At 62.2% G+C, this 22,025-nt stretch carries 19 protein-coding genes and 1 pseudogene; 7 read left to right on the forward strand and 13 right to left on the reverse strand.

Annotation, left to right across the window (positions count from 1 at the left end; translation table 11 throughout):
* Positions 1-60: 60 nt before the first annotated feature.
* Together GSM73_RS20635 and GSM73_RS20640 are read right to left on the reverse strand one after the other, a co-directional pair.
* The gene (locus tag GSM73_RS20635) at positions 61-954 is read right to left on the reverse strand and encodes a PA4780 family RIO1-like protein kinase (RefSeq protein WP_047227411.1); all 894 of its coding nucleotides are present in this window, start codon (positions 952-954) and stop codon (positions 61-63) included.
* A 226-nt stretch (positions 955-1,180) separates the two neighbouring features.
* Positions 1,181-1,972, reverse strand: coding sequence for a helix-turn-helix transcriptional regulator (locus GSM73_RS20640; RefSeq protein ID WP_160893684.1), 792 nt, complete (start codon positions 1,970-1,972; stop codon positions 1,181-1,183).
* A gap of 79 nt (positions 1,973-2,051) precedes the next feature.
* Here GSM73_RS20640 and GSM73_RS20645 point away from each other — a divergent pair, with 79 nt between their 5' ends.
* The gene (locus GSM73_RS20645; RefSeq protein WP_047227409.1) at positions 2,052-3,080 is read left to right on the forward strand and encodes a bile acid:sodium symporter family protein; all 1,029 of its coding nucleotides are present in this window, start codon (positions 2,052-2,054) and stop codon (positions 3,078-3,080) included.
* Here the strand turns inward: GSM73_RS20645 and GSM73_RS20650 are convergent.
* Positions 3,067-4,344, reverse strand: coding sequence for an acetyl-CoA C-acetyltransferase (locus GSM73_RS20650; protein ID WP_160893686.1), 1,278 nt, complete (start codon positions 4,342-4,344; stop codon positions 3,067-3,069). The genes GSM73_RS20645 and GSM73_RS20650 overlap by 14 nt on opposite strands.
* Before the next feature lie 145 nt (positions 4,345-4,489).
* Between GSM73_RS20650 and GSM73_RS20655 the strand changes: the two genes are divergently transcribed.
* Positions 4,490-5,842, forward strand: coding sequence for a 3-oxoacyl-ACP reductase (locus tag GSM73_RS20655; RefSeq protein ID WP_160893688.1), 1,353 nt, complete (start codon positions 4,490-4,492; stop codon positions 5,840-5,842).
* 2 nt (positions 5,843-5,844) lie between these two features.
* Entirely contained in the window at positions 5,845-6,699 is an 855-nt protein-coding gene (locus GSM73_RS20660) for a MaoC/PaaZ C-terminal domain-containing protein (protein WP_160893690.1), read from the forward strand.
* 295 nt (positions 6,700-6,994) lie between these two features.
* On the opposite strand, the gene GSM73_RS20665 is transcribed toward GSM73_RS20660, so the two are convergent.
* Genes GSM73_RS20665 through GSM73_RS20680 form a run of 4 tightly spaced genes read right to left on the reverse strand, consistent with a single transcriptional unit; the run spans position 6,995 to position 9,267 of the window.
* On the reverse strand, positions 6,995-7,552 hold the full coding sequence (locus GSM73_RS20665; RefSeq protein ID WP_047227405.1) for a DUF4136 domain-containing protein: 558 nt from the start codon (positions 7,550-7,552) through the stop codon (positions 6,995-6,997).
* 20 nt (positions 7,553-7,572) lie between these two features.
* A complete protein-coding gene (locus tag GSM73_RS20670; protein WP_076382818.1) occupies positions 7,573-8,190 on the reverse strand; it encodes a DUF4136 domain-containing protein in 618 nt (205 codons plus the stop codon).
* Positions 8,191-8,215: 25 nt separating this feature from the next.
* Positions 8,216-8,965 carry a methyltransferase gene (locus GSM73_RS20675; protein WP_047227403.1) on the reverse strand — a complete coding sequence of 250 codons (750 nt, stop codon included), beginning with the start codon at positions 8,963-8,965 and terminating at the stop codon, positions 8,216-8,218.
* Complete coding sequence (locus GSM73_RS20680) at positions 8,962-9,267, reverse strand: MazG-like family protein (protein WP_092395915.1); 306 nt, start codon at positions 9,265-9,267, stop codon at positions 8,962-8,964. Before GSM73_RS20680 ends, GSM73_RS20675 begins: the two co-directional genes overlap by 4 nt.
* Before the next feature lie 164 nt (positions 9,268-9,431).
* On the opposite strand from GSM73_RS20680, the gene GSM73_RS20685 reads away from it, so the two are divergent.
* Together GSM73_RS20685 and GSM73_RS20690 are read left to right on the forward strand one after the other, a co-directional pair.
* On the forward strand, positions 9,432-9,725 hold the full coding sequence (locus tag GSM73_RS20685; RefSeq protein ID WP_047227401.1) for a hypothetical protein: 294 nt from the start codon (positions 9,432-9,434) through the stop codon (positions 9,723-9,725).
* Positions 9,726-9,934: 209 nt separating this feature from the next.
* Positions 9,935-11,284, forward strand: coding sequence for an MATE family efflux transporter (locus GSM73_RS20690; protein WP_160893692.1), 1,350 nt, complete (start codon positions 9,935-9,937; stop codon positions 11,282-11,284).
* Positions 11,285-11,289: 5 nt separating this feature from the next.
* On the opposite strand, the gene GSM73_RS20695 is transcribed toward GSM73_RS20690, so the two are convergent.
* The 6 genes from GSM73_RS20695 to GSM73_RS20720 form a co-directional block, all read right to left on the reverse strand.
* A complete protein-coding gene (locus GSM73_RS20695) occupies positions 11,290-12,087 on the reverse strand; it encodes a DUF4123 domain-containing protein (protein WP_076382824.1) in 798 nt (265 codons plus the stop codon).
* On the reverse strand, positions 12,084-13,400 hold the full coding sequence (locus tag GSM73_RS20700; protein ID WP_076382826.1) for a type VI secretion system Vgr family protein: 1,317 nt from the start codon (positions 13,398-13,400) through the stop codon (positions 12,084-12,086). The genes GSM73_RS20695 and GSM73_RS20700 overlap by 4 nt, the downstream gene beginning before the upstream one ends.
* A gap of 234 nt (positions 13,401-13,634) precedes the next feature.
* Entirely contained in the window at positions 13,635-15,548 is a 1,914-nt protein-coding gene (gene speA / locus GSM73_RS20705; RefSeq protein WP_047227397.1) for an arginine decarboxylase, read from the reverse strand.
* 223 nt (positions 15,549-15,771) lie between these two features.
* Positions 15,772-16,143 (reverse strand): translation initiation factor Sui1, encoded by a 372-nt coding sequence (locus GSM73_RS20710; RefSeq protein WP_047227396.1) that lies wholly within the window; start codon positions 16,141-16,143, stop codon positions 15,772-15,774.
* Positions 16,144-16,314: 171 nt separating this feature from the next.
* Positions 16,315-16,872: an NUDIX hydrolase gene (locus GSM73_RS20715; protein WP_076382828.1), complete on the reverse strand. Its 558-nt coding sequence runs from the start codon at positions 16,870-16,872 to the stop codon at positions 16,315-16,317.
* Positions 16,873-16,875: 3 nt separating this feature from the next.
* The gene (locus GSM73_RS20720) at positions 16,876-17,943 is read right to left on the reverse strand and encodes a DUF2333 family protein (RefSeq protein WP_047227394.1); all 1,068 of its coding nucleotides are present in this window, start codon (positions 17,941-17,943) and stop codon (positions 16,876-16,878) included.
* A 285-nt stretch (positions 17,944-18,228) separates the two neighbouring features.
* Between GSM73_RS20720 and GSM73_RS20725 the strand changes: the two genes are divergently transcribed.
* Positions 18,229-19,899, forward strand: a complete 1,671-nt coding sequence (locus tag GSM73_RS20725; RefSeq protein ID WP_076382830.1) for a diguanylate cyclase — start codon at positions 18,229-18,231, stop codon at positions 19,897-19,899.
* A gap of 1,492 nt (positions 19,900-21,391) precedes the next feature.
* A pseudogene (locus GSM73_RS28305) lies at positions 21,392-21,898 on the forward strand (methyl-accepting chemotaxis protein); the annotation flags it as partial.
* Positions 21,899-22,025 lie beyond the last annotated feature (127 nt).

Below are 22,025 nucleotides of genomic sequence, written 5' to 3' on the forward strand. Positions count from 1 at the left end.
TGTGGGATTTTTTGGGCGGCCACAAAAAACCCGGCCTGGGCCGGGTTTCTGGTCAAGCGGTCACTGCATCCAGGGCGGAGGCGGTTCTTCGGTTTTGCCGGGTGGAGCGTCGTCAGCGGCGCGGACGGCCTGGCGGCGTTCCTCGTCCAGGCGGGCAGCCTCGATTTCACGCATGATCCCGCCGACATCCGCCAGTTCTTCCGGCTCATCGAACTCGCCGGTCAGCACGCTGGCCGGGTGCAAGGTGCCGGCCTCATACAACGCCCACATTTCCTTGGCGTACCGGGTGCGCTTGAGCTCCGGGGCAAACCGGCCGAAGTAGGACGCCATGTTGCCCACATCCCGCTCCAGCATGCTGAAGGCGTGATTGTTGCCAGCGGCGTCCACCGCCTGCGGCAGATCGATGATCACCGGGCCCGTCGGCGTAAGCAGCACGTTGAACTCCGACAGGTCACCGTGCACCAGACCGGTACACAGCATCAACACGATCTGGGAGATCAGGAACGCGTGATACTCACGGGCCTGATCCGGCTCCAGTACCACATCGTTCAGACGCGGTGCCGCATCGCCGTACTCGTCAGCCACCAGTTCCATCAGCAGCACGCCTTCGAGGAAGTCGTACGGCTTGGGCACTCGCACGCCCGCGCCGGCCAACCGGAACAGCGCCGCCACTTCGGCATTCTGCCAGGCGTCTTCAGTTTCCTTGCGCCCGAACTTGGAGCCCTTGGCCATAGCCCGAGCCTGGCGACTGTTACGCACCTTGCGGCCTTCCTGGTATTCGGCCGCCTGACGAAAACTTCGCTTGTTCGCCTCCTTGTAGACTTTGGCGCAACGTAGCTCGTTGCCGCAGCGCACCACATAAACAGCTGCTTCTTTACCACTCATGAGTGGGCGCAGCACCTCGTCGACCAGACCGTCCTCGATCAGGGGTTCAATGCGTTTTGGAGTCTTCATCAGCTTTTATTGTGGGTCCTTTATTACCGAACACGCGAATGACAGTCGTTATACGGCAATCCTCCCTCCACGGGGAGGGGTTGCCGACTTATGAACCCTTCGATGCACACAATGTGCCGGATTAAATCGACCGAGCCGAATCATAGCCGAGACAGCGCATAGCGTTGGCAACTGAATGCAAAGGCATTTGCGACAAGAGCTGACAGCCATGCCCAGTGCAGCTGATTCAATGTTTAAACAACTCCCCCGGGGTCAATCCAAACATCCCCTTGAACGCCACTATGAAAGCGGACGTGGAATCGTAGCCACAGGACAACGCCGCGCCGGTCACGCTATCGCCTTTTTCCAACGACCCCAGGGACGACAACAGCCGCGTACGCTGGCGCCAGGCGCGAAAGCTCAGGCCGGTTTCGCGCTGGAACAGACGCATCAGGGTTTTTTCCGATGTGCCCAAGCGCTCGGCCCACACTTGCAAAGTCACGTTCTGGTCGGGCTGTTCGATCAGCTCGTTGCACAACGCCAGCAGACGCGCATGCCGGGGAAGTGGCAGGCAAAAGCCAACCTCCGGCAGTGCTGCCAACTGGTCCAGCAACACTTGCACCAGTCGTGCGTCCTGGGTATCGCCCTGGGAGTAATCGGCCGGCAACTGACAAAAAGCCTTGATCAGCTCCCGCGCCAGCGGCGTGACCTCCAGCACCCGGCAACGCTCATCGGCCCACGGGCAGGCGTCGCGGTGGACATAAAGGCTGCGCATTTCCGCCCGGGTGGAGGTCATCACATGATGCTCCAGGTCGGCAGGAATCCAGATGGCCCATTGTGGCGGGGCGAAAAAACTGCCTTCGGCGGTGTGCACACCCAGCACGCCACTGATGGCGTAGGAAAACTGCACCCAATCATGACGATGGGCCTGGGTCCACGAACCGGCGCTCAAGCTTTCGACACGGGCATAAAGCGGCCTGGGCAATTCCGTCAGGTCGGGAATGCGTCTTTCGAGTTGTTGGTGTCCGTTAGTCGGCATGGATTGGCCTTATGTCGCAAGACGGCTGCAAGTGCCGACGTTAGGCTAAGTCGACTTTTCTTACAACTTGCGGTGCCGTATGCACATTTTCAGACACCTCAAACGCCTGGTAACCGACTGGTTCCTGTGCGGCATGCTGCTTGCCACGTTGCTGGCGTATCTGTTTCCCAGCTTTGGCGCCACGGGTGGCGCCATGCATGCCGAGTGGGTGGTCAATATCGGCATCTTTGTCGTGTTCTTCCTGCACGGGATAAACCTGTCCGGCGAGCAGATCCGCCACGGTCTGAGAAACACCCGACTGCACGTGATGGTGCAGCTCTTTACCTTCGGCGTGTTTCCGTTGATCTGGCTGGTCAGCGATTGGCTTCTGGGCCGCCATGTGCCGTCACTGCTGATGCTGGGGTTCTTCTACCTGTGCGTCCTGCCCTCGACCATTTCATCCTCGGTGGCCCTGACCGGCAGCGCCGGCGGTAACGTACCGGCGGCGATTCTGAACGCGAGCCTGTCCAGCGTGCTGGGGATTTTCCTGACGCCACTGCTGGTCAGTTTCGTGGTCGGCAGCGGCGCCGGGGGTATCGATCTGGGTGCGACTTTGCTCGACCTTTGCCTGATGTTGCTGCTGCCGCTGGTGCTCGGACAGTTACTGCGGCGCTGGCTGGCCGGTTTTTTCGGGCGGTACAAACGCTACACCAGCATCATCGACAAACTGGTGATCCTGCTGCTGGTCTACGCGGCGTTCTGCAATTCGATGGTCTCCGGGATCTGGCAACAACAAGGCAACACTGTGCTGCTCAGTGCATTGCTTGGCAGTGCCGTGTTGCTGGCAATCATTTTGTGGATGACCACCCGCACCGCCCGGGCCCTGCGGTTCAGCAACGCCGATGAGATTGCCGCGGTGTTCTGCGCCAGCAAGAAATCCCTGGCGGCCGGGGTGCCGATGGCCGCGTTGATTTTCGGCAACAACCCCGGCCTGGGGCTGATCCTGTTGCCGATCATGATCTATCACCCGTTGCAGTTGATCGTCTGTTCGATCCTGGCCGAGCGCTACGCCAACCGCCAACGGGAACTCATTCATCAACAACGCGAGGCGTCCCTCAACGCTCGATGATTGCCGTCACACCCTGGCCACCGGCCGCGCAGATGGAAATCAGACCGCGGCCCCGCCCCGCCGCGTCCAGCAACTTGGCGAGGTTGGCGACGATTCTTCCACCCGTGGCGGCAAACGGGTGGCCGGCGGCCAGGGAGCTGCCTTTCACGTTCAGCCGTCTGCGGTCTATGCTGCCCAACGGAGCGTCGAGGCCCAGTCGCGTCTTGCAATAATCCGGGTCTTCCCAGGCTTTGAGTGTGCATAACACTTGAGCGGCAAATGCCTCGTGGATCTCGTAGTAATCAAAGTCCTGTAACGTCAGGCCGTTGCGCGCCAGTAACCGAGGCACGGCGTAGGCCGGCGCCATCAACAACCCTTCTGCTCCGTTGACGAAATCCACCGCTGCCGTTTCGCCGTCGCGCACATACGCCAGGATCGGCAACCCCCGGGACTTGGCCCACTCTTCGCTGCCCAGCAACACCAGTGACGCGCCATCGGTCAATGGCGTGGAGTTGCCCGCCGTCATCGTGCCCTTGGCGCTTTTTTCGAAGGCCGGCTGGAGGGCGGTGAGTTTTTCCAGGGTCAGGTCCGGACGCAGGTTGTTGTCCCGTGTCAGGCCGAGAAACGGCGTCATCAAGTCGTTCTGCCAGCCTTCGGCGTAGGACGCGGCCATTTTCTGATGACTTTCCAGGGCCAATTGGTCCTGCTCCTCCCTGGGAATCTGCCAGGTCTGAGCCATCAGTTCGCAATGCTGGCCCATGGACAGGCCGGTTCGTGGCTCGCCGTTGCGCGGCAGTTCGGGAACGAGGTGCTGGGGACGCAGTTGCAGGAAGGTCTTGATTTTCTCAGCGGTGGTTTTGGCGCGATTGGCTTGCAGCAGGATTCTGCGCAGCCCTTCGTTGACGCCAATCGGCGCATCCGAGGTGGTGTCTACGCCGCCGGCAATGGCACTGTCGATCTGCCCGAGGGCGATCTTGTTGGCCGTCAACAGCACAGTCTCCAACCCCGTGCCGCAAGCCTGTTGCAGATCGTAGGCCGGGGTGGTGGGCGATAGCCGCGAGCCGAGCACGCATTCGCGGGTCAGGTTCAGATCCCGGGAAAGCTTGAGCACCGCACCGGCGGCCACCTCACCGATGTGCAGGCCATGCAGGTTATAGCGCTCGATCAGCCCCTCGAGCGCGGCGGTCAGCATCGCCTGGTTGCTGGCGGTGGCATAGGCCCCGTTGGAGCGGGCGAAGGGGATGCGGTTACCACCAATGATCGCGACGCGGCGTAGCTGTGTCATGAAGAACTCCCTGTGTATGTCCGGATGCGCCAATGGGCCTGCGGAAACCCGGCTCCCGCACAAGCTTAGGCTTTATCTGGCCAATCGAACGACTGATTGCCAATCATGGTCCACACTTTGAACCTCATCAGCCGGAGTGTGTTCCATGTCAGACCGTTATATCGACTTCGCCAATTCGCCCCTGGGCCTGCGTCTGGTCGGTGCGCTGGGCCTGCCATCGCCGGCCCGCCTGGAGCGCTGGCAGGCCGGGCGGCTGCGGCCGATCGAAGGTGCGTTGCTGTTGGGCGGCGGGCCGTTGACCGAACAGATCGGCGCATTTGCCAAGCGCCTGACCGATGCGATCTTCATCTACGGGGGCGAACCGACACTGGCCACCGAATGGATCCCCGGTCACGGTCCGAAAATCAAGGCGGTGGTGTACGACGCCAGTCATCTGGCGCAGGCCGACCAGCTCAAGCAACTGCGCGAGTTCTTCCAACCCCTGATGAAGAACCTCGACCACAGCGCCCATGTCGTCATCCTCGGCCGCGCTCCGGAAAGTCTCGCCGATCCGTTTGCCGCCAGCACGCAGCGGGCCTTGGAGGGCTTCAGCCGTTCCCTGGCCAAAGAGTTGCGCCACGGCGGGACGCTGCAATTGCTGTATGTGGGTGACGGCGCCGAGGCCCAACTGGAAGGTGCGCTGCGGTTTTTCCTGTCGCCCAAGAGCGCCTACGTTTCCGGGCAGGTCATTCGCCTTGATGCCTGCCAGGCCCAGGTCCAGGACTGGACGCGTCCGCTCACCGGCCTCAAGGCTCTGGTCACCGGCGCGGCCCGGGGGATCGGCGCCTCCATTGTCGAAACCCTGTCCCGCGATGGCGCCGACGTGATCCTGCTGGACGTCCCGCAGGCCAAGGCCGATCTCGAAGCCCTGGCTGCACGCCTTAGCGGGCGCAGCGTGACGCTGGACATTTGTGCTGAAGACGCCGCTACACAGTTGACTGAACACCTGCCCGACGGCATCGACATCGTGGTGCACAACGCTGGCATCACCCGGGACAAGACGCTCGCCAACATGACCCCGGAGTTCTGGGACGCGGTGCTGGCGGTCAACCTCAACGCGCCGCAGGTGCTGACCAAGGCCCTGCTCGACAGTGGCACCCTGCGGGACAATGGCCGAGTAATTCTGCTGGCGTCCATCAGCGGCATCGCCGGCAATCGCGGCCAGACCAACTACGCAGCGAGCAAGGCCGGATTGATCGGTCTGGCCCAGGCCTGGGCGCCGGTCCTGCAACCTCGGGGGATCAGCATCAACGCCGTAGCCCCGGGTTTCATTGAAACCCGCATGACCGCCGACATCACTTTCGCCCTGCGCGAAGCCGGGCGGCGCATGAGTTCCCTGGGCCAGGGCGGCCTGCCACAGGACGTCGCCGAAGCCGTGGCCTGGCTCGCCCAGCCGGGGACGGGCGCCGTTACCGGCCAAACGCTGCGGGTGTGCGGGCAAAGCCTCCTGGGAGCATGACCATGACGATCCAATGGCATGAAGTAAACGCCGCGCCCGGTATGTCCTCGCTGTACGTGAAAGCCGCGACACGGCGCAAGGTCACTGGAAAAACCTTGCCCCAGGACGGACTGCGCCAAGTGATACAGGTCGATCCGCAACGCCTGGCGACCTATCGCAAGGTCTGCGGTTTTGCCGAAAACGGACTGCTGCCGCCGACCTACCCCCACGTACTGGCGTTTGCCCTGCAGATGCAATTGCTCACCGCCCGGGACTTTCCGTTCCCGTTGCTGGGGCTGATCCACTTGAGCAATCGCATCCGTTTACTGCGGCCCATGGGCGGGGTCAGCCAAGTGCAGGCTCGCGTCAACGTGCAGAATCTGCAAGCTCACCCCAAGGGCGCGGTGTTCGACCTTGTGACTCGCATTGATGATCAATTGGGGCCGTTGTGGGAGGCCGAGAGCCAGATGCTTTGCAAGGGCGTCCAGCTTGACGGCGCGTTGGTGGAAGAGCCGCTGCAAGAGATTCAGGCATTGACTGAAGTGGCGCACTGGACCGCGCCGGCTGACATTGGCCGGCAATATGCCAAGGTGTCCGGCGATTACAACCCGATCCACCTGAGCGGCCTCAGCGCCCGGCTGTTCGGCTTCCCTACCGCCATCGCCCACGGCCTGTGGAACAAGGCCAGGACCCTGGCGGCGCTGGACGAACACTTACCCGATGCCAACGTCGAGATCGATGTCACCTTCAAGAAGCCGGTGCGCCTGCCCAGCGAAGTGACACTGCTGGCGAGTGCCGCGGGGTCCAGCGGAGACTTGCGATTGATCGGTTCGGGGGACTTGGAGCATATGGTGGGGAGCTGGCGGCCGGCTGGCTGAGGACCGGCATCTTTGTTGAATGTGCGATGGCTATCGCGAGCAGGCTCGCTCCCACATGGGTTCTCGGGCGTTCATGGGGCCTGCGTTCGAAACAAATCCCCTGTGGGAGCGAGCCTGCTCGCGATAGCGGTGGGTCAGCTTGCATCGATGTTGAATGGGCCGCCGTCATCGCGAGCAGGCTCGCTCCCACATGGGTTCTCGGGCGTTCATGGGGCCTGCGTGCGACACAAATCCCCTGTGGGAGCGAGCCTGCTCGCGATAGCGGTGGGTCAGTTGGCGTCGATGCTGAGTCCGCCTACCGCGGCGGATAGTTCGCCAGGATCCGCGCAACCGTCTCACGCACTGCGGTGCTGCGATCCGTCGGATTGGGCGAGTTGCTGAGCATTCGTTCATCACTGCCACGCCACACCAGCTTGCCGTCCTTGCCATCGAGCAGGTCAATCTGCACCGTGGCGACCTTGTAGCTGATGTTGCGGGTTTCGTTGTACATCGGCCCGCCCCAATAGCCATTCCAAGGGCTGCCCCAACCACCGCCGTAGTTGGTCGTGATCTGTTGCTGGCGATCCTCGACGATCAGGTAGGCCTGGACCATCACATCCCCTCGCCCGCCAGCCTGGGCCGGGCGCAGACCGCGCTGGTCGAGTTGATCGGCAACCGCCTGACGGATCCGCTGTTCGGTCAGGTCGCTCTTGATGCGCGGATCATCGGGACGATATTGCAGCGCCGGCTCTTTCCAGCTCCAACTGCGGTAAGCCGAGAAATCCCGGCTGGTGTCAAAGTCGTGGTTGACCGGGGTACCCGCACAGGCGCCGAGCAACAGGGTAAAAGCCAGTAGAGCGATACGGCGAAACATGGTTTTTCTCCGTTGCGTAATCAACTTGGAGGATAAGCCGACAGGGCTTTTTCCACCGCTTCGCGAATGGCATCGGTGCGCGCGCTCTGACTGCCGCGCTGGCTGGTCTCGGCGCTGGCGCTCCACACCGGCTGACCATTACGGGCATCGAACAGGTCCACTCGCACCACCACGACCTGCTCCCGATAAGTGCGCACCACCGGCACCGAGTGATACATGCCATAGCCGGGGCCGTAGCGGTCGTAACGGTTGTAGCCGCCGTAGTAACCGGAATCATAGTCGTCCCGAACCTGACGCACGCGCGTTTCCAGGCGCAGGTCGGCACTGACGAACAGGTCGGCCGGGCGGTTGTCATGCAATGGACGCAGGCCGCGTTGATCCAGGGCGTTGCTCACCGCTTCAGCCACCTGGGCCGAGTCCGCCCAAGCGGTGCCCGGTGGCAGTCGCCCGTTGAGCCAGGCCCAACTGCGATAGCGCCCGTAGTCACGGGGTGGCGCGGGGTAAGCGCTGCGGTCAAACACCGTGGCGGCCTGCGGCGGCGCCGGTGGCAGCGGGTTAGACGTGGCGACATACGGGTTGCTGCCCTGGCAGGCAGCCAGTCCCAGGCACAACACCAACAACCCTGAACGACCTTTCATTTCGCGCTCCGATTGCTCTTTCAGATCAGAGGGGACGGCAGACCCAGTGCAGATAACGCCCCAACCCGGCAAACGCCGGATGGCGGCGGTGAGCCAGCTCCATCTCCAGCAACTGCGCCAGCTCCACGCGGCCCTGGAACTCCACCGGCATGTAGTCATGGAAAACCCGCACGCCACTTTGAGTTTCGACCTGCCACACGCCTTCAAGTTGCGCCGCCAATTCCCGCGGATCAAGGGGTTGTTGCGGGGTCAGGCTCTGTTTTTCACCGGCCATGTCATTTTTGCGCAACTTGCGAAAATGCCCCTTGAGCAGGTTGCGATAAACCAGCGCGTCGCGGTTGTAGAACGCCAGGGACAACCAGCCGCCCGGAACCGTGAGTTGATGCAGCACCGGCAGGATCGCATGGGGTTCGGCCAGCCATTCCAGCACCGCGTGGCACAGCACCAGGTCGTAAGGCTCAGTGAGCTGGTCGGGCAGCGCCTGCCACGGAGCCTGAATGAACGTTGCGCTCTGACCGGCATCGGCGAACCGCTGACGGGCACCTTCGAGCATGGGCTCGGCTGGCTCGGCCAGGGTCACTTGATGGCCGCGCTCGGCCAGCCACAACGACATGTGGCCCAAGCCGGCGCCTATGTCCAACACACGCAACGGACGCTCAGGCAAGGCTTCAAGCAGATCGGCCTGCAGCACCGCCAGGCGGATCGCACCTTTGGCCCCACCGTAGATTTTTTCAGCAAAGCGCGTGGCGAGCTGATCGAAATGGCGATCGCTCATTGGCCGAACCGCCGCTCGCTGTCGGCCAGCTTGCTGCGCACCACAGCCTCCATATCCAACCCCAGCTCGCTGCACAGCAGCAACAGGTACAACACAATGTCACCGACTTCCTGCCCAGCGTGGGCCAGTTTGTCCGCCGGCAACTGGCGCGACTGGTCCTCGGTCAGCCACTGGAAAATCTCCACCAGTTCGGCCATTTCCACACTGGCGGCCATGGCGAGGTTTTTCGGGCTGTGAAATTGCCGCCAATCGTTACGGTCACGAATGGCATGCAGGCGTTCGGTCAGTTCAACAAGGTTCATCGGGGTCTCCTGAATGCGCATAGCTTCGGGGGGATGACGAGGGAAGGCAAGCGTCTCGGTACGAAGCGGCGTTTTGCCCCATAATCGAACGATCTTGGCCTTCAGCCGCTCTTACAACCAGAAGCCCAAGGCTCGATTCCGATCTCTCTCATCAGGATGTACACATGCAGGTAGAAAGCTTTTTCGAATGGCTCGGCCAGGCGCTCGGTTCGGTGATCCGGTTTATCGTCGACCTGCTCAGCGGCCTGTTCAACACCCTGGCCAATGCTGGCGGCAACTTTGTCGATGGCCTGTCGCGCACACTGGGCATGGACACCTCGATCATCAGCATCATTGCGCTGATCCTCGGGCTGATGCTGCTGTACTCGGCAATCCGCGCCTTCATGCGGGCATCGATCATCCTGGGCATTATCTGGTTGGTGCTGGGGTTGTGGTTGTTGAGCTGGATCATTCACTAGGGCCGAGAGCACTGTGTGGGAGCAAAGCTTGCTCGCGATACAGGCGCCTCGGCGCCCTGAAAGACCGCGTCATCTTCATCGCGGGCAAGCCTTGCTCCCACAGAGTTTTTTGAGATCGAACGCGGAGCGTCCCTAGAGGCATTCCCACGCGGAGCATGAGAACGATCATGCGAGAACCCGCTACAATCGCGCTCCGCCAAGGAGCTCGCATGTCCAACCTGATCACCGACTGGCGCGACCGTCTTACCCACCGCCGGGTATGGGCGCTGGCCGCGCCGATGATTCTCTCGAACATTTCCGTGCCGCTGGTGGCGCTGGTGGACAGCACCGTCATCGGCCACTTGCCCCATGCCCATCAGTTAGGCGCGGTGGCGGTCGGGGCGAGTTTGTATACGGTGCTGGCCTGGGCCATGGGTTTCTTGCGCATGGGCACCACCGGGTTCGCCGCCCAGGCAGCCGGGCGTGGGGATGGAGCGGCGTTGCGGCAGGTGCTGCTGCAAGGTCTGCTGCTGGCGATGGGGTTGGCGCTGGTGCTGGGGGCGGTCGGCGTGCCGTTGAGTGGCGTGGCGTTGCATTTCATGCAGCCATCCGCCGAGCTTGAGCTGCTGACCCGGGACTTTTTCCACACCCGGCTGTTTGGCTTGCCAGCGGCGCTGGCCAGTTATGCGCTGGTGGGCTGGTTTCTCGGTGCTCAGAATGCCCGGGCGCCGTTGGCGATCCTGCTGGTGACCAACCTGGTGAACATCGCCCTGAACCTGTGGTTCGTGATCGGCCTGGACTGGGGCGTGACCGGTTCGGCCCGGGCGTCGGTGATTGCCGAGTGGACCGGCGCCCTGGTCGGTCTGATCCTGGCGCGCAACACGCTGCGGGCCTGGCCGGGGCAGATCGCCTGGGCGGCCCTGGGGGTGTGGCAAAGCTGGCGTCCGTTGCTGGCGGTGAACCGGGACATTTTCATTCGCAGCCTGGCGCTGCAAGCGGTGTTCTTCCTGATCACGGTGCAAGGCGCGCGTCTGGGGGATGCGACCGTGGCAGCCAACGCGCTGCTGCTCAATGGTCTGCTGCTGACAGCCCACGCCCTGGACGGTCTGGCCCATGCCGTCGAAGCGCTGTGCGGTCACGCCATCGGCGCCCGCGACCGCCTGGCCCTGCGCCGCTCGCTGGTGGTGGCCTGCGGATGGTCATTGATTGCCAGCGTAGGGTTTGCCCTGCTGTTTCTGCTCGCCGGCCACCTGTTCATCGATATGCAGACCGATATTCCGGACGTGCGCGACACCGCTTACCGCTACCTGCCTTACCTGGCAGCGCTGCCGTTGATTGCGGTCTGGAGTTATTTGCTCGATGGCCTGTTCATCGGCGCCACTCGTGCCAGGGAAATGCGCAACGGCATGCTGTTGACCCTGTTGCTGGTGTCGCCGTTTGCCTGGGTACTGCAAGCGCTGGGCAACCACGGGCTGTGGATCACTTTCCTGCTGTTCATGGCTTTGCGCAGCCTGACCCTGGGTGCTTTCGCCTGGCGCATGCAACAGCGCGATAGCTGGTTCGGTGCCGGCGCCCATTGACCTTTTCAACCTTGATTGTCCTGCCACAGCCGCCGCAGGTGATCCAGGCGTTCGCGCTGCGAACCGCCTTTGAGCCCCGGCACGGGTCGGGCATTGGGGTACTGCAGGCGCAGCCATAACCAGTCGTCGAGTACCGGTCGTTCGGTGAACCCCAGGGTCAGCCCTTGCTGCAAGTCCTCCCAGAGCAGGCGGAAATCCCGTCCGGTAGAACAAGACCACTGCCAGACGTGGCGTTCCAGCAGACATCGCTGCAACTGACTCTGCTGCCAATGGCTGAGACTGTGTTCATTTTCCAGTGCCGGTACTGCCAGCCCCGGATTGCAGAGTTGCTGCCAGCCCTGGCTGCCGATGGTCCTGTCGCCCCAGGTCCCGCCGAACCAGCGCACCAGGCTGATCGGCCCCAGCCAGCAAGTGAGTTCCCGAGGATCGCAACCGTCGAAGAAATAACTGGCCGTGTGAGGGTTGTAATAGTTCAGCAAGGCCTTGTGATGCAGGCCTAACGTCACCGTCAACATGCGCCGCAGATGCGCCAGTAATTGCGCCTCTGACGCTCCGCTGACCAACAACAGCCCCGGCCAGGCGCCGGCATCCAGGTGACACAGGCTGGCCAGTGCCGGCGATTGCTGCAAATCCACCAGCAACGGACCATGCTCCCTCAGCCCGTGCAATTCGGTGCCTTCGAACAAGGCAAAGCGCCGGATCTCGGCGAACTGCTCCTGCAAACGCTGCGCGGTGTCCGGCGCACCGGGTACGTCGAGCAGCAGCCATTGCGGCGCTGATGCAGACATGGCGGCAGCACTCATGGAGCAGCGCCCGCGCCAAGCTGCGTGAGCATGCGGCAGGTGCACAACGGCTGGCTACAGGGGTTGAAGCTGCCGCCTCCGGGCAACAGACACAACAACACCAACGGCTCGGCACTCTGGATCGCCGCCAACAGAAGCGGGTCGAAGCCAGAGCCCTCATGGACAGGTTGGGACGTTTCACTCAGGGGGGATTCATCCGCGTCTTCCCGAGATGCCGGCGCGTCGAGCAATGCGCTGATCAATGGACGGTCCGGGTCGCCCTCGATAAAACTCACCAGCACCTCGGTACCCTTGCCAATGGCGTGCCCCCAAGCGGCCAGCTCAGGGGCCAACGGCAGCCAGCAATGACTGGGACTGGCTCCCTCCCCCTGATAGACCCAGTCGAACTGCACCGCCACTCGCCCCGCCACCTGCATCTGCGGCTCATCGACCGTGACCACCCAGCCGCGCTGCCGACTCAGCATGCGAGGTTTTGCCGCAACCCCGGTCGCCACGAACGGCCATCCCGCAGGAATGGCGCGAAAATGGTTGCCATATACGCCGGCCTGCGCGCGATGCTCGACTTTCGTCAACAGCCAGGGCTGGTTCCAGCCTTCGACAGGGTGCCCTGCCAGCGACAGCGTCCGGCCACAATGCAGCCCCATCAGATCGCTGCGGCCCAAGGCTACCTGCTCCCCCGAAACATCGCTTTGTACACGCCAGTTGCGCACCGCCGGAGCCGTTCCCTCGAGCCTGTAAAGCGTCTCGCCATCGGGCAGGGAATCGTCCGTGCTGTCAGCAAAAACCAGACAATGCCCATCCCGAGCCTGCTCGAAATGGAAGTAAATGCCCGCCTCGGCGCACACGCGTTGGAGAAATTGCAGATCTGACTCCCGATATTGGGTACAGAAATCGCGCAGCGGATAATCACCACTCAAAGCCAGGCACACCTGGCGTCCGGCAATGCCGTGGGCCTTGAGCACCTGGCGAATGATTTGCGGCACTGAGCGGGCACTGAACACCCGCTGGCTGAATCGTTGCGCCAGGCACGCCAGCTTCGGCCCGATGCGTACCCGGCAAGCAGCGCCCTGACGATGCTGGACAAGCTCGTGAATCTGCCCATGGATGCCCCGCCCTCCAGCGTCGAAACTCAACCAGACGCTGCGGTAGAGCAACCCGGCAAGGTCCAGGGGCGTATCGCCGATCAACAGCTCCACATCAAAGACAAAGGGTTCGCTGATGGCTTCGCTGCCCGTGAAGGCCACGACAACAAAGGATTCGGGCAGACCGGCTATCTCCAGACGAAATGACGGCTCGCTGGCTGGATCGGACATCGGCGTTTCTCTACAGGAGGGGCGGCTGAGGATTCTCGCTGAGAGCCATGGCCGAGTAGAGAGCCCAAGTACAAGTTAGGAAAGGGACTACACGAAATAAGGACACCACCGGTTAAATGCACCAGTGTTCGGAAATAACAGCGGCACAAATAAAAACGCCCTCCGGGACTATCCGAAAAAACCCGCAGCACACGGTGTATTTTCTGACAGTCCCGGAGGGCGTTCAGGCCGCCATCAGGAAGACAGGTAGGACGACCGCGTCAACCCCAGGCGCAGGGCATCCAGGAACTGGGTGCGTTCGGCGGCGCTGATACGGGCGCTGGCGCATTTGTCGCGGTAGTGGGTCATCAACTCCTCCGGCGACAGGTGCACGTAGCGCAGCATGTCTTCGATGGTGTCGTGGGTTTCGATACCGGCGTGGTACACGCTGCCGTCGGCATTCTGGTAGATGTTCACCGAGTCGGTGTCACCGAACAGGTTGTGCATGTCGCCAAGGATTTCCTGGTAGGCACCCACCAGGAAGATGCCCAACAGGTAATCTTCGCCTGGATTGAGGGAATGCACCGGCAGGCTGGTTTCGATGCTCTGCTCGTCGACGTACTGCTTGATCTTGCCGTCGGAGTCGCAGGTCAGGTCTTGCAGCACGGCGCGGCGCAACGGCTCTTCATCGAGGCGATGCAGCGGCAGGATCGGCAGCACCTGACCGATGGCCCAGGTGTCCGGCAGGCTCTGGAACACCGAGAAGTTGCAGATGTACTTGTCGGCGAGCTTGTCGTTGAGCTCATCCAGCACCTGACGGTGGGAGCGCTGGCGGGCCTTCAACGAGTTATGCAGGCGACGGCACACCGCGAAGTAGCACTGCTCGGCCAGGGCTTTTTCCGCCAGGGTCAGCTTGCCGTCGGCGTACTGGGCGGCCACGTCACTCATGTAGTGGGTGGCGCGCCAGTAGGTCTCGGTGACCATCTCGATATCAGTCGGGCCCAGCAGGTCAACCAGCCACTGCACGGTCTCCGGCAGGCTTTCCTTGTTTTCGATCACCGGCACGTCGTCGTGGTGTTTCTCGACGTCGGTCACCTGCACCACCAGCATCGCGTGGTGGGCGGTCAGGGAGCGACCACTTTCCGAGAATATGTGCGGATGCGGCAGGCTCTGGGCATCGCAGAACTCCTTGAGCATGCCAACCACGACACCGGCGTAATCGTCCATGTCGTAGTTGATCGAACTGGCATTGCGCGAGTGCGTACCGTCATAGTCCACGCCCAGGCCACCGCCAACATCGATGTGATCCACCGGCAGGCCGAGGTTGCGCAGCTCACCGTAGTAGCGGATCGCTTCCTTGAAGCCATGCTGGTAGTCCGCCAGGTTGGCGATCTGCGAGCCCATGTGGAAATGCAGCAGGCGGATGCCCTGATCCAGGCCAGCGGCGCGGAAGCGCTCGACCACCGACAGCAGTTGCGCGGCAGACAAGCCGAACTTGGACTTTTCGCCACCGGTATCGGCCCACTTGCTCGACGCCAGGGACGACAGGCGTACCCGCAGGCCGACCTGTGGCTTGACCTTGAGCGACGCGGCTTCTTCGATCACCAGGCCGACTTCGGATTCTTTCTCGATCACGATGAAGACGTTATGGCCCAGTTTCTGGCCCATCAGCGCCAGGCGAATGAACTCGCGGTCCTTGTAACCGTTGCAGACGATAGTCCCGCCCTTGGGCGCCAGGGCCAGCACCGCCAGCAGCTCGGGCTTGGAGCCGGCCTCAAGACCGATGGAAACGTTCTGGGTGGCGATGATGTTTTCGATCACCGCTTCCTGCTGGTTGACCTTGATCGGATAGAGCGCGGTGTACTGGCTCTGGTATTCCAGGCGCGCGATGTTGCTGTCGAACGCACCGGTGAGCTGGCGCACGCGGTCTTGCAGGATGTCGGGGAAGCGCACCAGCAATGGCAGCGACAGGCCGCTCTGGCGCAACTGGTCGACTTGCTCGAACAGGTCGATGGGCGAACTGCCTGGACCGTTCGGACGGACTTCGACGCGACCGGCGTCATTGATCGCGAAATACCCGGCCCCCCAATGGCGGATCCCGTAAACACTGCGGCTGTCCGCAACTGTCCATTGGCTGCCATCGTCTTTGCGTGTGCGTCGTACGGACATCGAAGTCCCCTATAAAGAAGTCAAAATGCACCATCCGGTAGGAGGCTGGAGCAGTCTAGAGAATGGAAATGACGATTTGCCTGTAAGCAAGGTAGACCCTGCTCACAGCGCTGAGTTTAGAAACCCGTTCAGAACAGGCTCTGTGAAAACCATGTGGGCGACTTCGAACCGTGCTTCGTAGAAAGGGTTCGAATCAAGCCGAGGGTGGTTTTCACAGAGGCTGCTAGCCGCCGGACTTTTTCGCCTTGAAGCCGTGTCGGGTCAGTTCCGCCAGCAGCAGCTCGACGTGATCGCCCTGGATCTCGATGATGCCGTCTTTCAAAGCACCACCGGTGCCACAGCGTTTCTTCAACGTGGTGGCCAGTTCCTTGAGCGCGTCCTCGGCCAGCGGCACGCCAGTGATCGTGGTCACCGTCTTGCCGCCGCGACCTTTGCTTTCACGGCGCACGCGAGCGATACCGTCACCTTCCGGGATGGTGGTCTGTTTGCAGATGCAGGCATCCACCGGCTGGCGGCAATCAGGGCAATGACGACCGGCGTCGGTAGAAAATACCAGGCCGCCCAAGGCGGCGAAGGATGCGGCTTTTTTGGCCACCGGCAATCCTCTTGGGAGGACAAAGACTGGCCGGGCAAAAGTAAGTGCCCCGACCGCGAAGCCCCACTCAGGCAGGGGCAGCGCTACTGGATCGCAGACAGCGATTCAGCTTGAAAAGTCGCGCAGTGTAACGGCAAAAAGCTAACTTGCTAAGGGCCAATCGGCGCCAATTTAGCGCTTCTTTGCGACATCATCGCCATGGGCTCGCAAATAGCGCTCCAGTGCCGCCAGAGAGTCCGGGCAGTAAGGCTTGTGCTGGATTTCATCGAGCACCTGGTCGACCGCCAGGAAACGCGCCTCGAGTACCTCTTCAGGTTGCAGAATCAGCGGCCCGTCCCACACGGCCGAGAACGCCGAGCACCACAGGCGACTGCCGCTGTCTTCGAAATAAAAATGGTCATGGGCCGTCAGTTCGACGCCGCTCACGCCCAACTCTTCCGCCAGCTCTCGAGCCGCCGACTCGGCATAGGTCTCGTTGGCCTGCACCATCCCGCCGGCCGCCACGTCCCAGAAACCCGGATAGATCGCCTTGCTCAGGGTCCGCCGATGAACGCACAACTCACCGGCCGAGTTGAACAGCATGATGTAGGTGCCGCGTCCGATCAGACCGCGCTCACGCAGGTCCGAACGCACCAGGCTGCCAAGCAGGTTGTCGTCTTTATCGACCCAAGCGATGAGCTCGGCATCCGAGGCCACTCGATGAGCGACCTCCCGCGGGCTTTCTTCCATCTGTCAGCCCTGGTTCAGCAGTTGCCGCAAGTCGATCACCGCCGCGTTGGCGCGGGAAATGTAGTTGGCCATCACCAGCGAATGGTTCGCCAATACACCGAAGCCGCTGCCGTTGAGGATCATCGGGCTCCAGACCGGCTCCTGGGAGGCTTCGAGTTCACGAATGATCTGCCGCACGCTGACCGTGGCGTTTTTCTTTGCCAGCACATCGGCGAAATCCACTTCGATTGCGCGCAGCAAATGCGACAGCGCCCAGGCCTGGCCGCGAGCTTCGTAGAACACGTTGTCGATCTGCATCCACGGGGTTTCGACCACCTCCTCGTCCACTTGCGGTACCTGGCCCGGGGCCGTGACTTCGGTTTTCAGCGAGGTGTTGAGCTTGACCCGGCCCACGCTGGCCGACAGGCGCTGGGACAGCGAACCCAGACGAGTGCCGACATCGCCCAGCCAATTATTCAGGTTATCGGCGCGGGCATAGAACAGCGCGCTTTTCTGGTTCGGATCGGACAGGCGCGCCTGATAGCGGCTCAGCAGAGTGATGCCTTCCTGGTACTCCGACTCACTGGAGGGCAGCACCCAGCTGCGGTTATCGAAGTTGAAGCGCGGCTCGGCCTTGGCCAGGTCGGCGTCCTCGGCGGACTGGGACTGGGATCGGGCGAAGTCCTTGCGCAGAGCGCGGCTCAGGTCGCGTACCTGCACCAGCACGCCATATTCCCAGCTCGGCATGTTGTCCATCCACAGGCCCGGCGGGAACCGGTCGTTGGAAATGTAGCCACCTGGCTTGGTCAGCAGCGTTTCGGCCACGGTCTTGAGGGTCTCGACGGTGGTGTAGCCGATCACCATTTGCCGGCCTTCCTTCTCCGCGGCCGCCTGGGCGTTCTGCTGCACGGGGAACAGGGCGGGCTCCTGGCTCCAGTACCAGCCGACGGCAATGGTCACCAGCAAGTACAGGCCGACCAGGGTGGCCAGTGCCCGGCTGAAAAAAAGCCCACCCAGGTAGCTGCGGGTGGCCGATTTCGGCTCGGCGGCACGTTCAGGCGCGCTGCCCGCGCGGTTTTTCCAGTCCAGCATGGCGATGTCCCTTCAATCACTTGAGTTCACGGTTCGACCACAACCCTACGCCATCGTGCCTGATTTGAAACGCGATAATGCGGCGCAAATCATGCCGACCACGACAGGGCAATCGAACGGCCACTATAAAGGAAGCGCTGTCACCAGCCTACGAAACTGACCGGTCATAAACTGAATACCCTCCCAAGACAGATTATTGACGTATGACACTCATGCGAATGAAAAGAGGTGCTAGCATAGAGCCACCAGTCGATCTCAGCATGCACCCTAACTAGTAGTCAGGATATGACCGAGCCAGAAGACCCCAGCCGTGAGCGCCTCAAGCACCACTTTGCCCAGCGGGTAATTCACCAGGCTCGTCAGATCCTGGAGATCTGGCAGCGCCTGCAACGCAGTGAATGGTCAGGCATCGACCTGTCGGAGCTCAGCGAAGCCAACCTGCGTCTGCTGCGCTTTGCCGAGCGCTTCGAGCAACCGGAGCATTGCCAGCTCGCCCAGGGCATCAGTCAATCGCTGCAAGCGGTGGAAGCCAATCGCGGGCGTCTGAGCAGCCACCTGATCACTGAAATCAATCGACTGATGCAGCGCCTGTCCCGCACCGGCCTGCGCCATGGCGATCAGCTCGAACAGACCTTCCTGCCGCCGCTGCGCAAACCCATCTACGTGATGTTGCAGGACCATGACCGCGCCGAGCGGCTGGCCAAGCAGTTGGAGTTCTTCGGCCTCAGCGCCCAGGCGCTCGACAGCGTGGCGGCGTTTCGGGCTTCGATGGTCGAGCGCCTGCCGGCCGCGATTGTCATGGACGTGGACTTCAGCGGCCCCGGCATCGGCCTGAAACTGGCCGCCGAAGCCCAGGAAGGTCTGGAGCAGCCGTTGCCGCTCTTGTTCTTCAGCCTGCTGGAAACCGACACGCCGACACGCCTGGCGGCGGTGCGCGCCGGCGGGCAGGAGTTCCTCACCGGCACCCTGGAAGCTTCGAGCCTGCTGGAAAAGATCGAAGTGCTGACCTGCGTTGCCCAGTACGAACCCTACAAAGTGCTGATCATTGATGACTCCCGTGCCCAGGCCCTGCACACCGAGCGCCTGCTCAACAGCGCCGGTATCGTCACCCGCACGCTGATCGAACCGATCCAGGCCATGGCCGAGCTGGCGGATTTCCAGCCTGATCTGATCATCCTCGACATGTACATGCCCGCCTGCACCGGCACGGAGCTGGCGAAGGTGATCCGCCACAATGACCGCTATGTCAGCGTGCCGATCATTTACCTGTCCGCCGAAGACGACCTGGACAAACAGCTCGACGCCATGAGTGAAGGCGGCGACGACTTCCTGACCAAACCGATCAAACCCCGGCACCTGATCACCACCGTGCGCAATCGCGCGGCCCGGGCGCGCAACCTCAAGGCGCGGATGGTCCGCGACAGCCTCACCGGTCTTTACAACCACACCCATATCCTGCAATTGCTCGAAGACTGCTGCTTCCGCGCTCGCCGCGAAGGCAAGCCGTTGAGCTTTGCCATGCTGGACATCGACCATTTCAAACGGGTCAACGACAGCCACGGCCACCCCATGGGCGACCGGGTGATCAAAAGCCTGGCGCTGTTTCTCAAGCAGCGTCTGCGCAAGACCGACTTCATCGGCCGTTACGGCGGTGAAGAGTTCGCCATCGTCATGCCGGACACGGATATCGATGCGGCCTACAAGGTACTGGATGAAATCCGCCAGCGTTTTGCCGAAATTCACTACCCGGCGCAGCCCCAGGACCTGTGGTGCACCTTCAGCGCGGGCGTGGTGCAGATGAGCGAAGAGTCCGACAGCCTGATGATGGCCAGCCAGGCGGACGAAGCGCTGTACCGCGCCAAGCACGCAGGGCGCAATCGGGTACAAAGCGCGCGGCAGTCAAAGCAAAGTGCCACCTTTTCATCGGAATCCACCGATTCAGTCATAAACCTGTAACCCAAACGCAATAACTTCAAGCACTTACGATTCTGCCCTTGGTAGACCCTTGATGCGCCTGAAGCTGCTGACCAATCTCAATACCCTTCTTTTAGTTGCCGTGTGCCTTGGCCTGGCTTGCACCCTGTGGTGGTCGCAAATCGCCCTGGAGCGCCCCTATCTGTTGATGGAGCGCTACCTGAGCCTGTCGCGGCAGTTCCAGGGCGAGGTGGCGCGCAACATCGAAGATTACCTGGCCAGCGGCGACGCCTTGCGCCTCAGCGCAGCGACCCAGTCCATTGATACCTTGCAAAAGGACCTGGACCTATTTCCGCCCGAACTGGCCAAGAGCTTGCGCCCAAGCCTGTCCAGCCTCGACGGCTTCAGCAAGACCGATCTGCTGGCCGCCGGTAAGCTGGCGGGCGATCCGCAAGCCCTGCTGTTGCAGGCCGAACGGGAGCTGAGCGCGAGCCTGGACCGCCTTGCGCAATACGCCAATGGCGCCCCGGCCTACCTGCCGCCGTTGTTCGCCGCTTCGCAACATCTGGGCCGACTGTCCCTCGCCCGGGACAAACTGGTCAGCAGCGGACGCAGCGAATTGGCCGCCGATGTCGAACGGGAACTGCAGAGCATCCGCACACAGGCCGAGAGCCTCGACAGCCTGCCGCTGCTGGGCGTGACAGCCAGCAACGAAGCGCAGGGCGATGATTTCGCTGCGCTGATGGGCTTGCAGACCCAGGAAGAAACCGTCGCCGAAGACGCCGGCATCGCCCTCAAGCGCGAACTCAACAGCCTGCTCGGCCGCTATCCTGCCGAACTGGGGCGCACTCGCGCATTGATCCAGAAGCGCACAGAACTGAGCAGCGCCACGCACTTGAAAATCGCCGATGTGCAACAGGCGATCGATGCCATGGAGTCGGCGGTTCGCGCCCAACATGGCCAGATCCAGGGCGAAGTTCGGCTGATTCAGGGATTGATGATCGGCCTGATCCTGCTGATCGCATTGCTCATTGACACCTTGCAGCGGCGCCTGGCCCGGACTTTGACGAATCTGGCACCCGCCCTGTCGACTTGGGCCGAAGGGGATTTCAGCCGCGACATTCATGTGGGCGCCAGCAACCGCGAGTTACAAGACATCCAGGCCTCGCTCAATCGCTTGCGGGCGTATCTGGTGGATCTGGTCGGCACCATTCGCCTGAATGCCGAGCAGGTCGCTGGCAGCAGCCGGGCACTGGCCGAGCTGAGTGGAGAATTGCACAGCGGCGCCGAGCACCAGGCCGGTGACACGGCGCTGATTCGCGACTCTCTCAGCGAACTGGAAGCGACCATTCAACAAGTAGCCGGTGACGCCAGCCAGGCCGCCGACGCCAGCCGTAGCGCCGGGCATGCTGTGGAGCAAGGACAGAAAGTCATCGGCCTGAGCCTCACCGGCCTGCATGCGCTGGTGGGCGAAGTGCAAGGCAACGCACAAATGATCGAACAACTGGCCGAGGAATCGGCCACCATCGGCGGCGTGCTGACAGTGATTCGCTCGATTGCCGATCAGACCAACCTGCTGGCCCTCAACGCCGCCATCGAAGCCGCACGCGCCGGAGACATGGGAAGAGGTTTCGCGGTGGTGGCCGAAGAAGTCCGCTCCCTGGCCCAACGCACGGCGGGCGCCACTGCCGAGATCCAGGAACTGATCGCCCGCCTGCAACTGGCCGCGCGCCAGTCGGTGGACGGCATGCGCGCCCAGGTCGAACACGCCGAAGCCACCGCCAACCAGGCACAAGCGGCCGACGGCGCACTGGATAAAATCGTCGGGGCCATCCAGACCATTTCCGAAACCGCAGTGCGCATCGCCGACGTCACCGCCCAACAAAGCGGCGCCGTCAGCGAAATCCGCGATCACAGTGAGCGGATTCATCAACTGGGTGGGGATAATCTGCTGCGCATTGGTCAGGGGCGGGAACAGGGCGACAACCTGCTGGTGTTGGGTGGGCGGCTGCACACGGCGGTGCAGGCATTTCGGGTTTAAGCAGCACAGATCCCCTGTGGGAGCGGGCCTGCTCGCGATTGCAGTGGGTCAGCTTGCAGAAATATTGAATCTATCGCCGCCATCGCGAGCAGGCTCGCTCCCACACGGGTTTCGGGTTATTCCCAAC

Source organism: Pseudomonas sp. PICF6 (assembly GCF_009831705.1).
Taxonomy (GTDB): Bacteria; Pseudomonadota; Gammaproteobacteria; order Pseudomonadales; family Pseudomonadaceae; genus Aquipseudomonas; species Aquipseudomonas rhizophila.

Excerpts from the sequence above, each read along its gene's own strand:
- GSM73_RS20725 (WP_076382830.1), top strand. The coding sequence starts at position 18,229 with ATGACCGAGCCAGAAGACCCCAGCCGTGAGCGCCTCAAGCACCACTTT.
- GSM73_RS20635 (WP_047227411.1), bottom strand. The coding sequence starts at position 954 with ATGAAGACTCCAAAACGCATTGAACCCCTGATCGAGGACGGTCTGGTC.
- GSM73_RS20670 (WP_076382818.1), bottom strand. The coding sequence starts at position 8,190 with ATGAAAGGTCGTTCAGGGTTGTTGGTGTTGTGCCTGGGACTGGCTGCC.
- GSM73_RS20715 (WP_076382828.1), bottom strand. The coding sequence starts at position 16,872 with ATGGAAGAAAGCCCGCGGGAGGTCGCTCATCGAGTGGCCTCGGATGCC.
- GSM73_RS20645 (WP_047227409.1), top strand. The coding sequence starts at position 2,052 with ATGCACATTTTCAGACACCTCAAACGCCTGGTAACCGACTGGTTCCTG.
- GSM73_RS20675 (WP_047227403.1), bottom strand. The coding sequence starts at position 8,965 with ATGAGCGATCGCCATTTCGATCAGCTCGCCACGCGCTTTGCTGAAAAA.
- GSM73_RS20655 (WP_160893688.1), top strand. The coding sequence starts at position 4,490 with ATGTCAGACCGTTATATCGACTTCGCCAATTCGCCCCTGGGCCTGCGT.
- GSM73_RS20650 (WP_160893686.1), bottom strand. The coding sequence starts at position 4,344 with ATGACACAGCTACGCCGCGTCGCGATCATTGGTGGTAACCGCATCCCC.
- GSM73_RS20690 (WP_160893692.1), top strand. The coding sequence starts at position 9,935 with ATGTCCAACCTGATCACCGACTGGCGCGACCGTCTTACCCACCGCCGG.
- GSM73_RS20695 (WP_076382824.1), bottom strand. The coding sequence starts at position 12,087 with ATGAGTGCTGCCGCCATGTCTGCATCAGCGCCGCAATGGCTGCTGCTC.
- GSM73_RS20685 (WP_047227401.1), top strand. The coding sequence starts at position 9,432 with ATGCAGGTAGAAAGCTTTTTCGAATGGCTCGGCCAGGCGCTCGGTTCG.
- GSM73_RS20720 (WP_047227394.1), bottom strand. The coding sequence starts at position 17,943 with ATGCTGGACTGGAAAAACCGCGCGGGCAGCGCGCCTGAACGTGCCGCC.
- GSM73_RS20640 (WP_160893684.1), bottom strand. The coding sequence starts at position 1,972 with ATGCCGACTAACGGACACCAACAACTCGAAAGACGCATTCCCGACCTG.
- speA (WP_047227397.1), bottom strand. The coding sequence starts at position 15,548 with ATGTCCGTACGACGCACACGCAAAGACGATGGCAGCCAATGGACAGTT.
- GSM73_RS20660 (WP_160893690.1), top strand. The coding sequence starts at position 5,845 with ATGACGATCCAATGGCATGAAGTAAACGCCGCGCCCGGTATGTCCTCG.
- GSM73_RS20700 (WP_076382826.1), bottom strand. The coding sequence starts at position 13,400 with ATGTCCGATCCAGCCAGCGAGCCGTCATTTCGTCTGGAGATAGCCGGT.
- GSM73_RS20680 (WP_092395915.1), bottom strand. The coding sequence starts at position 9,267 with ATGAACCTTGTTGAACTGACCGAACGCCTGCATGCCATTCGTGACCGT.
- GSM73_RS20665 (WP_047227405.1), bottom strand. The coding sequence starts at position 7,552 with ATGTTTCGCCGTATCGCTCTACTGGCTTTTACCCTGTTGCTCGGCGCC.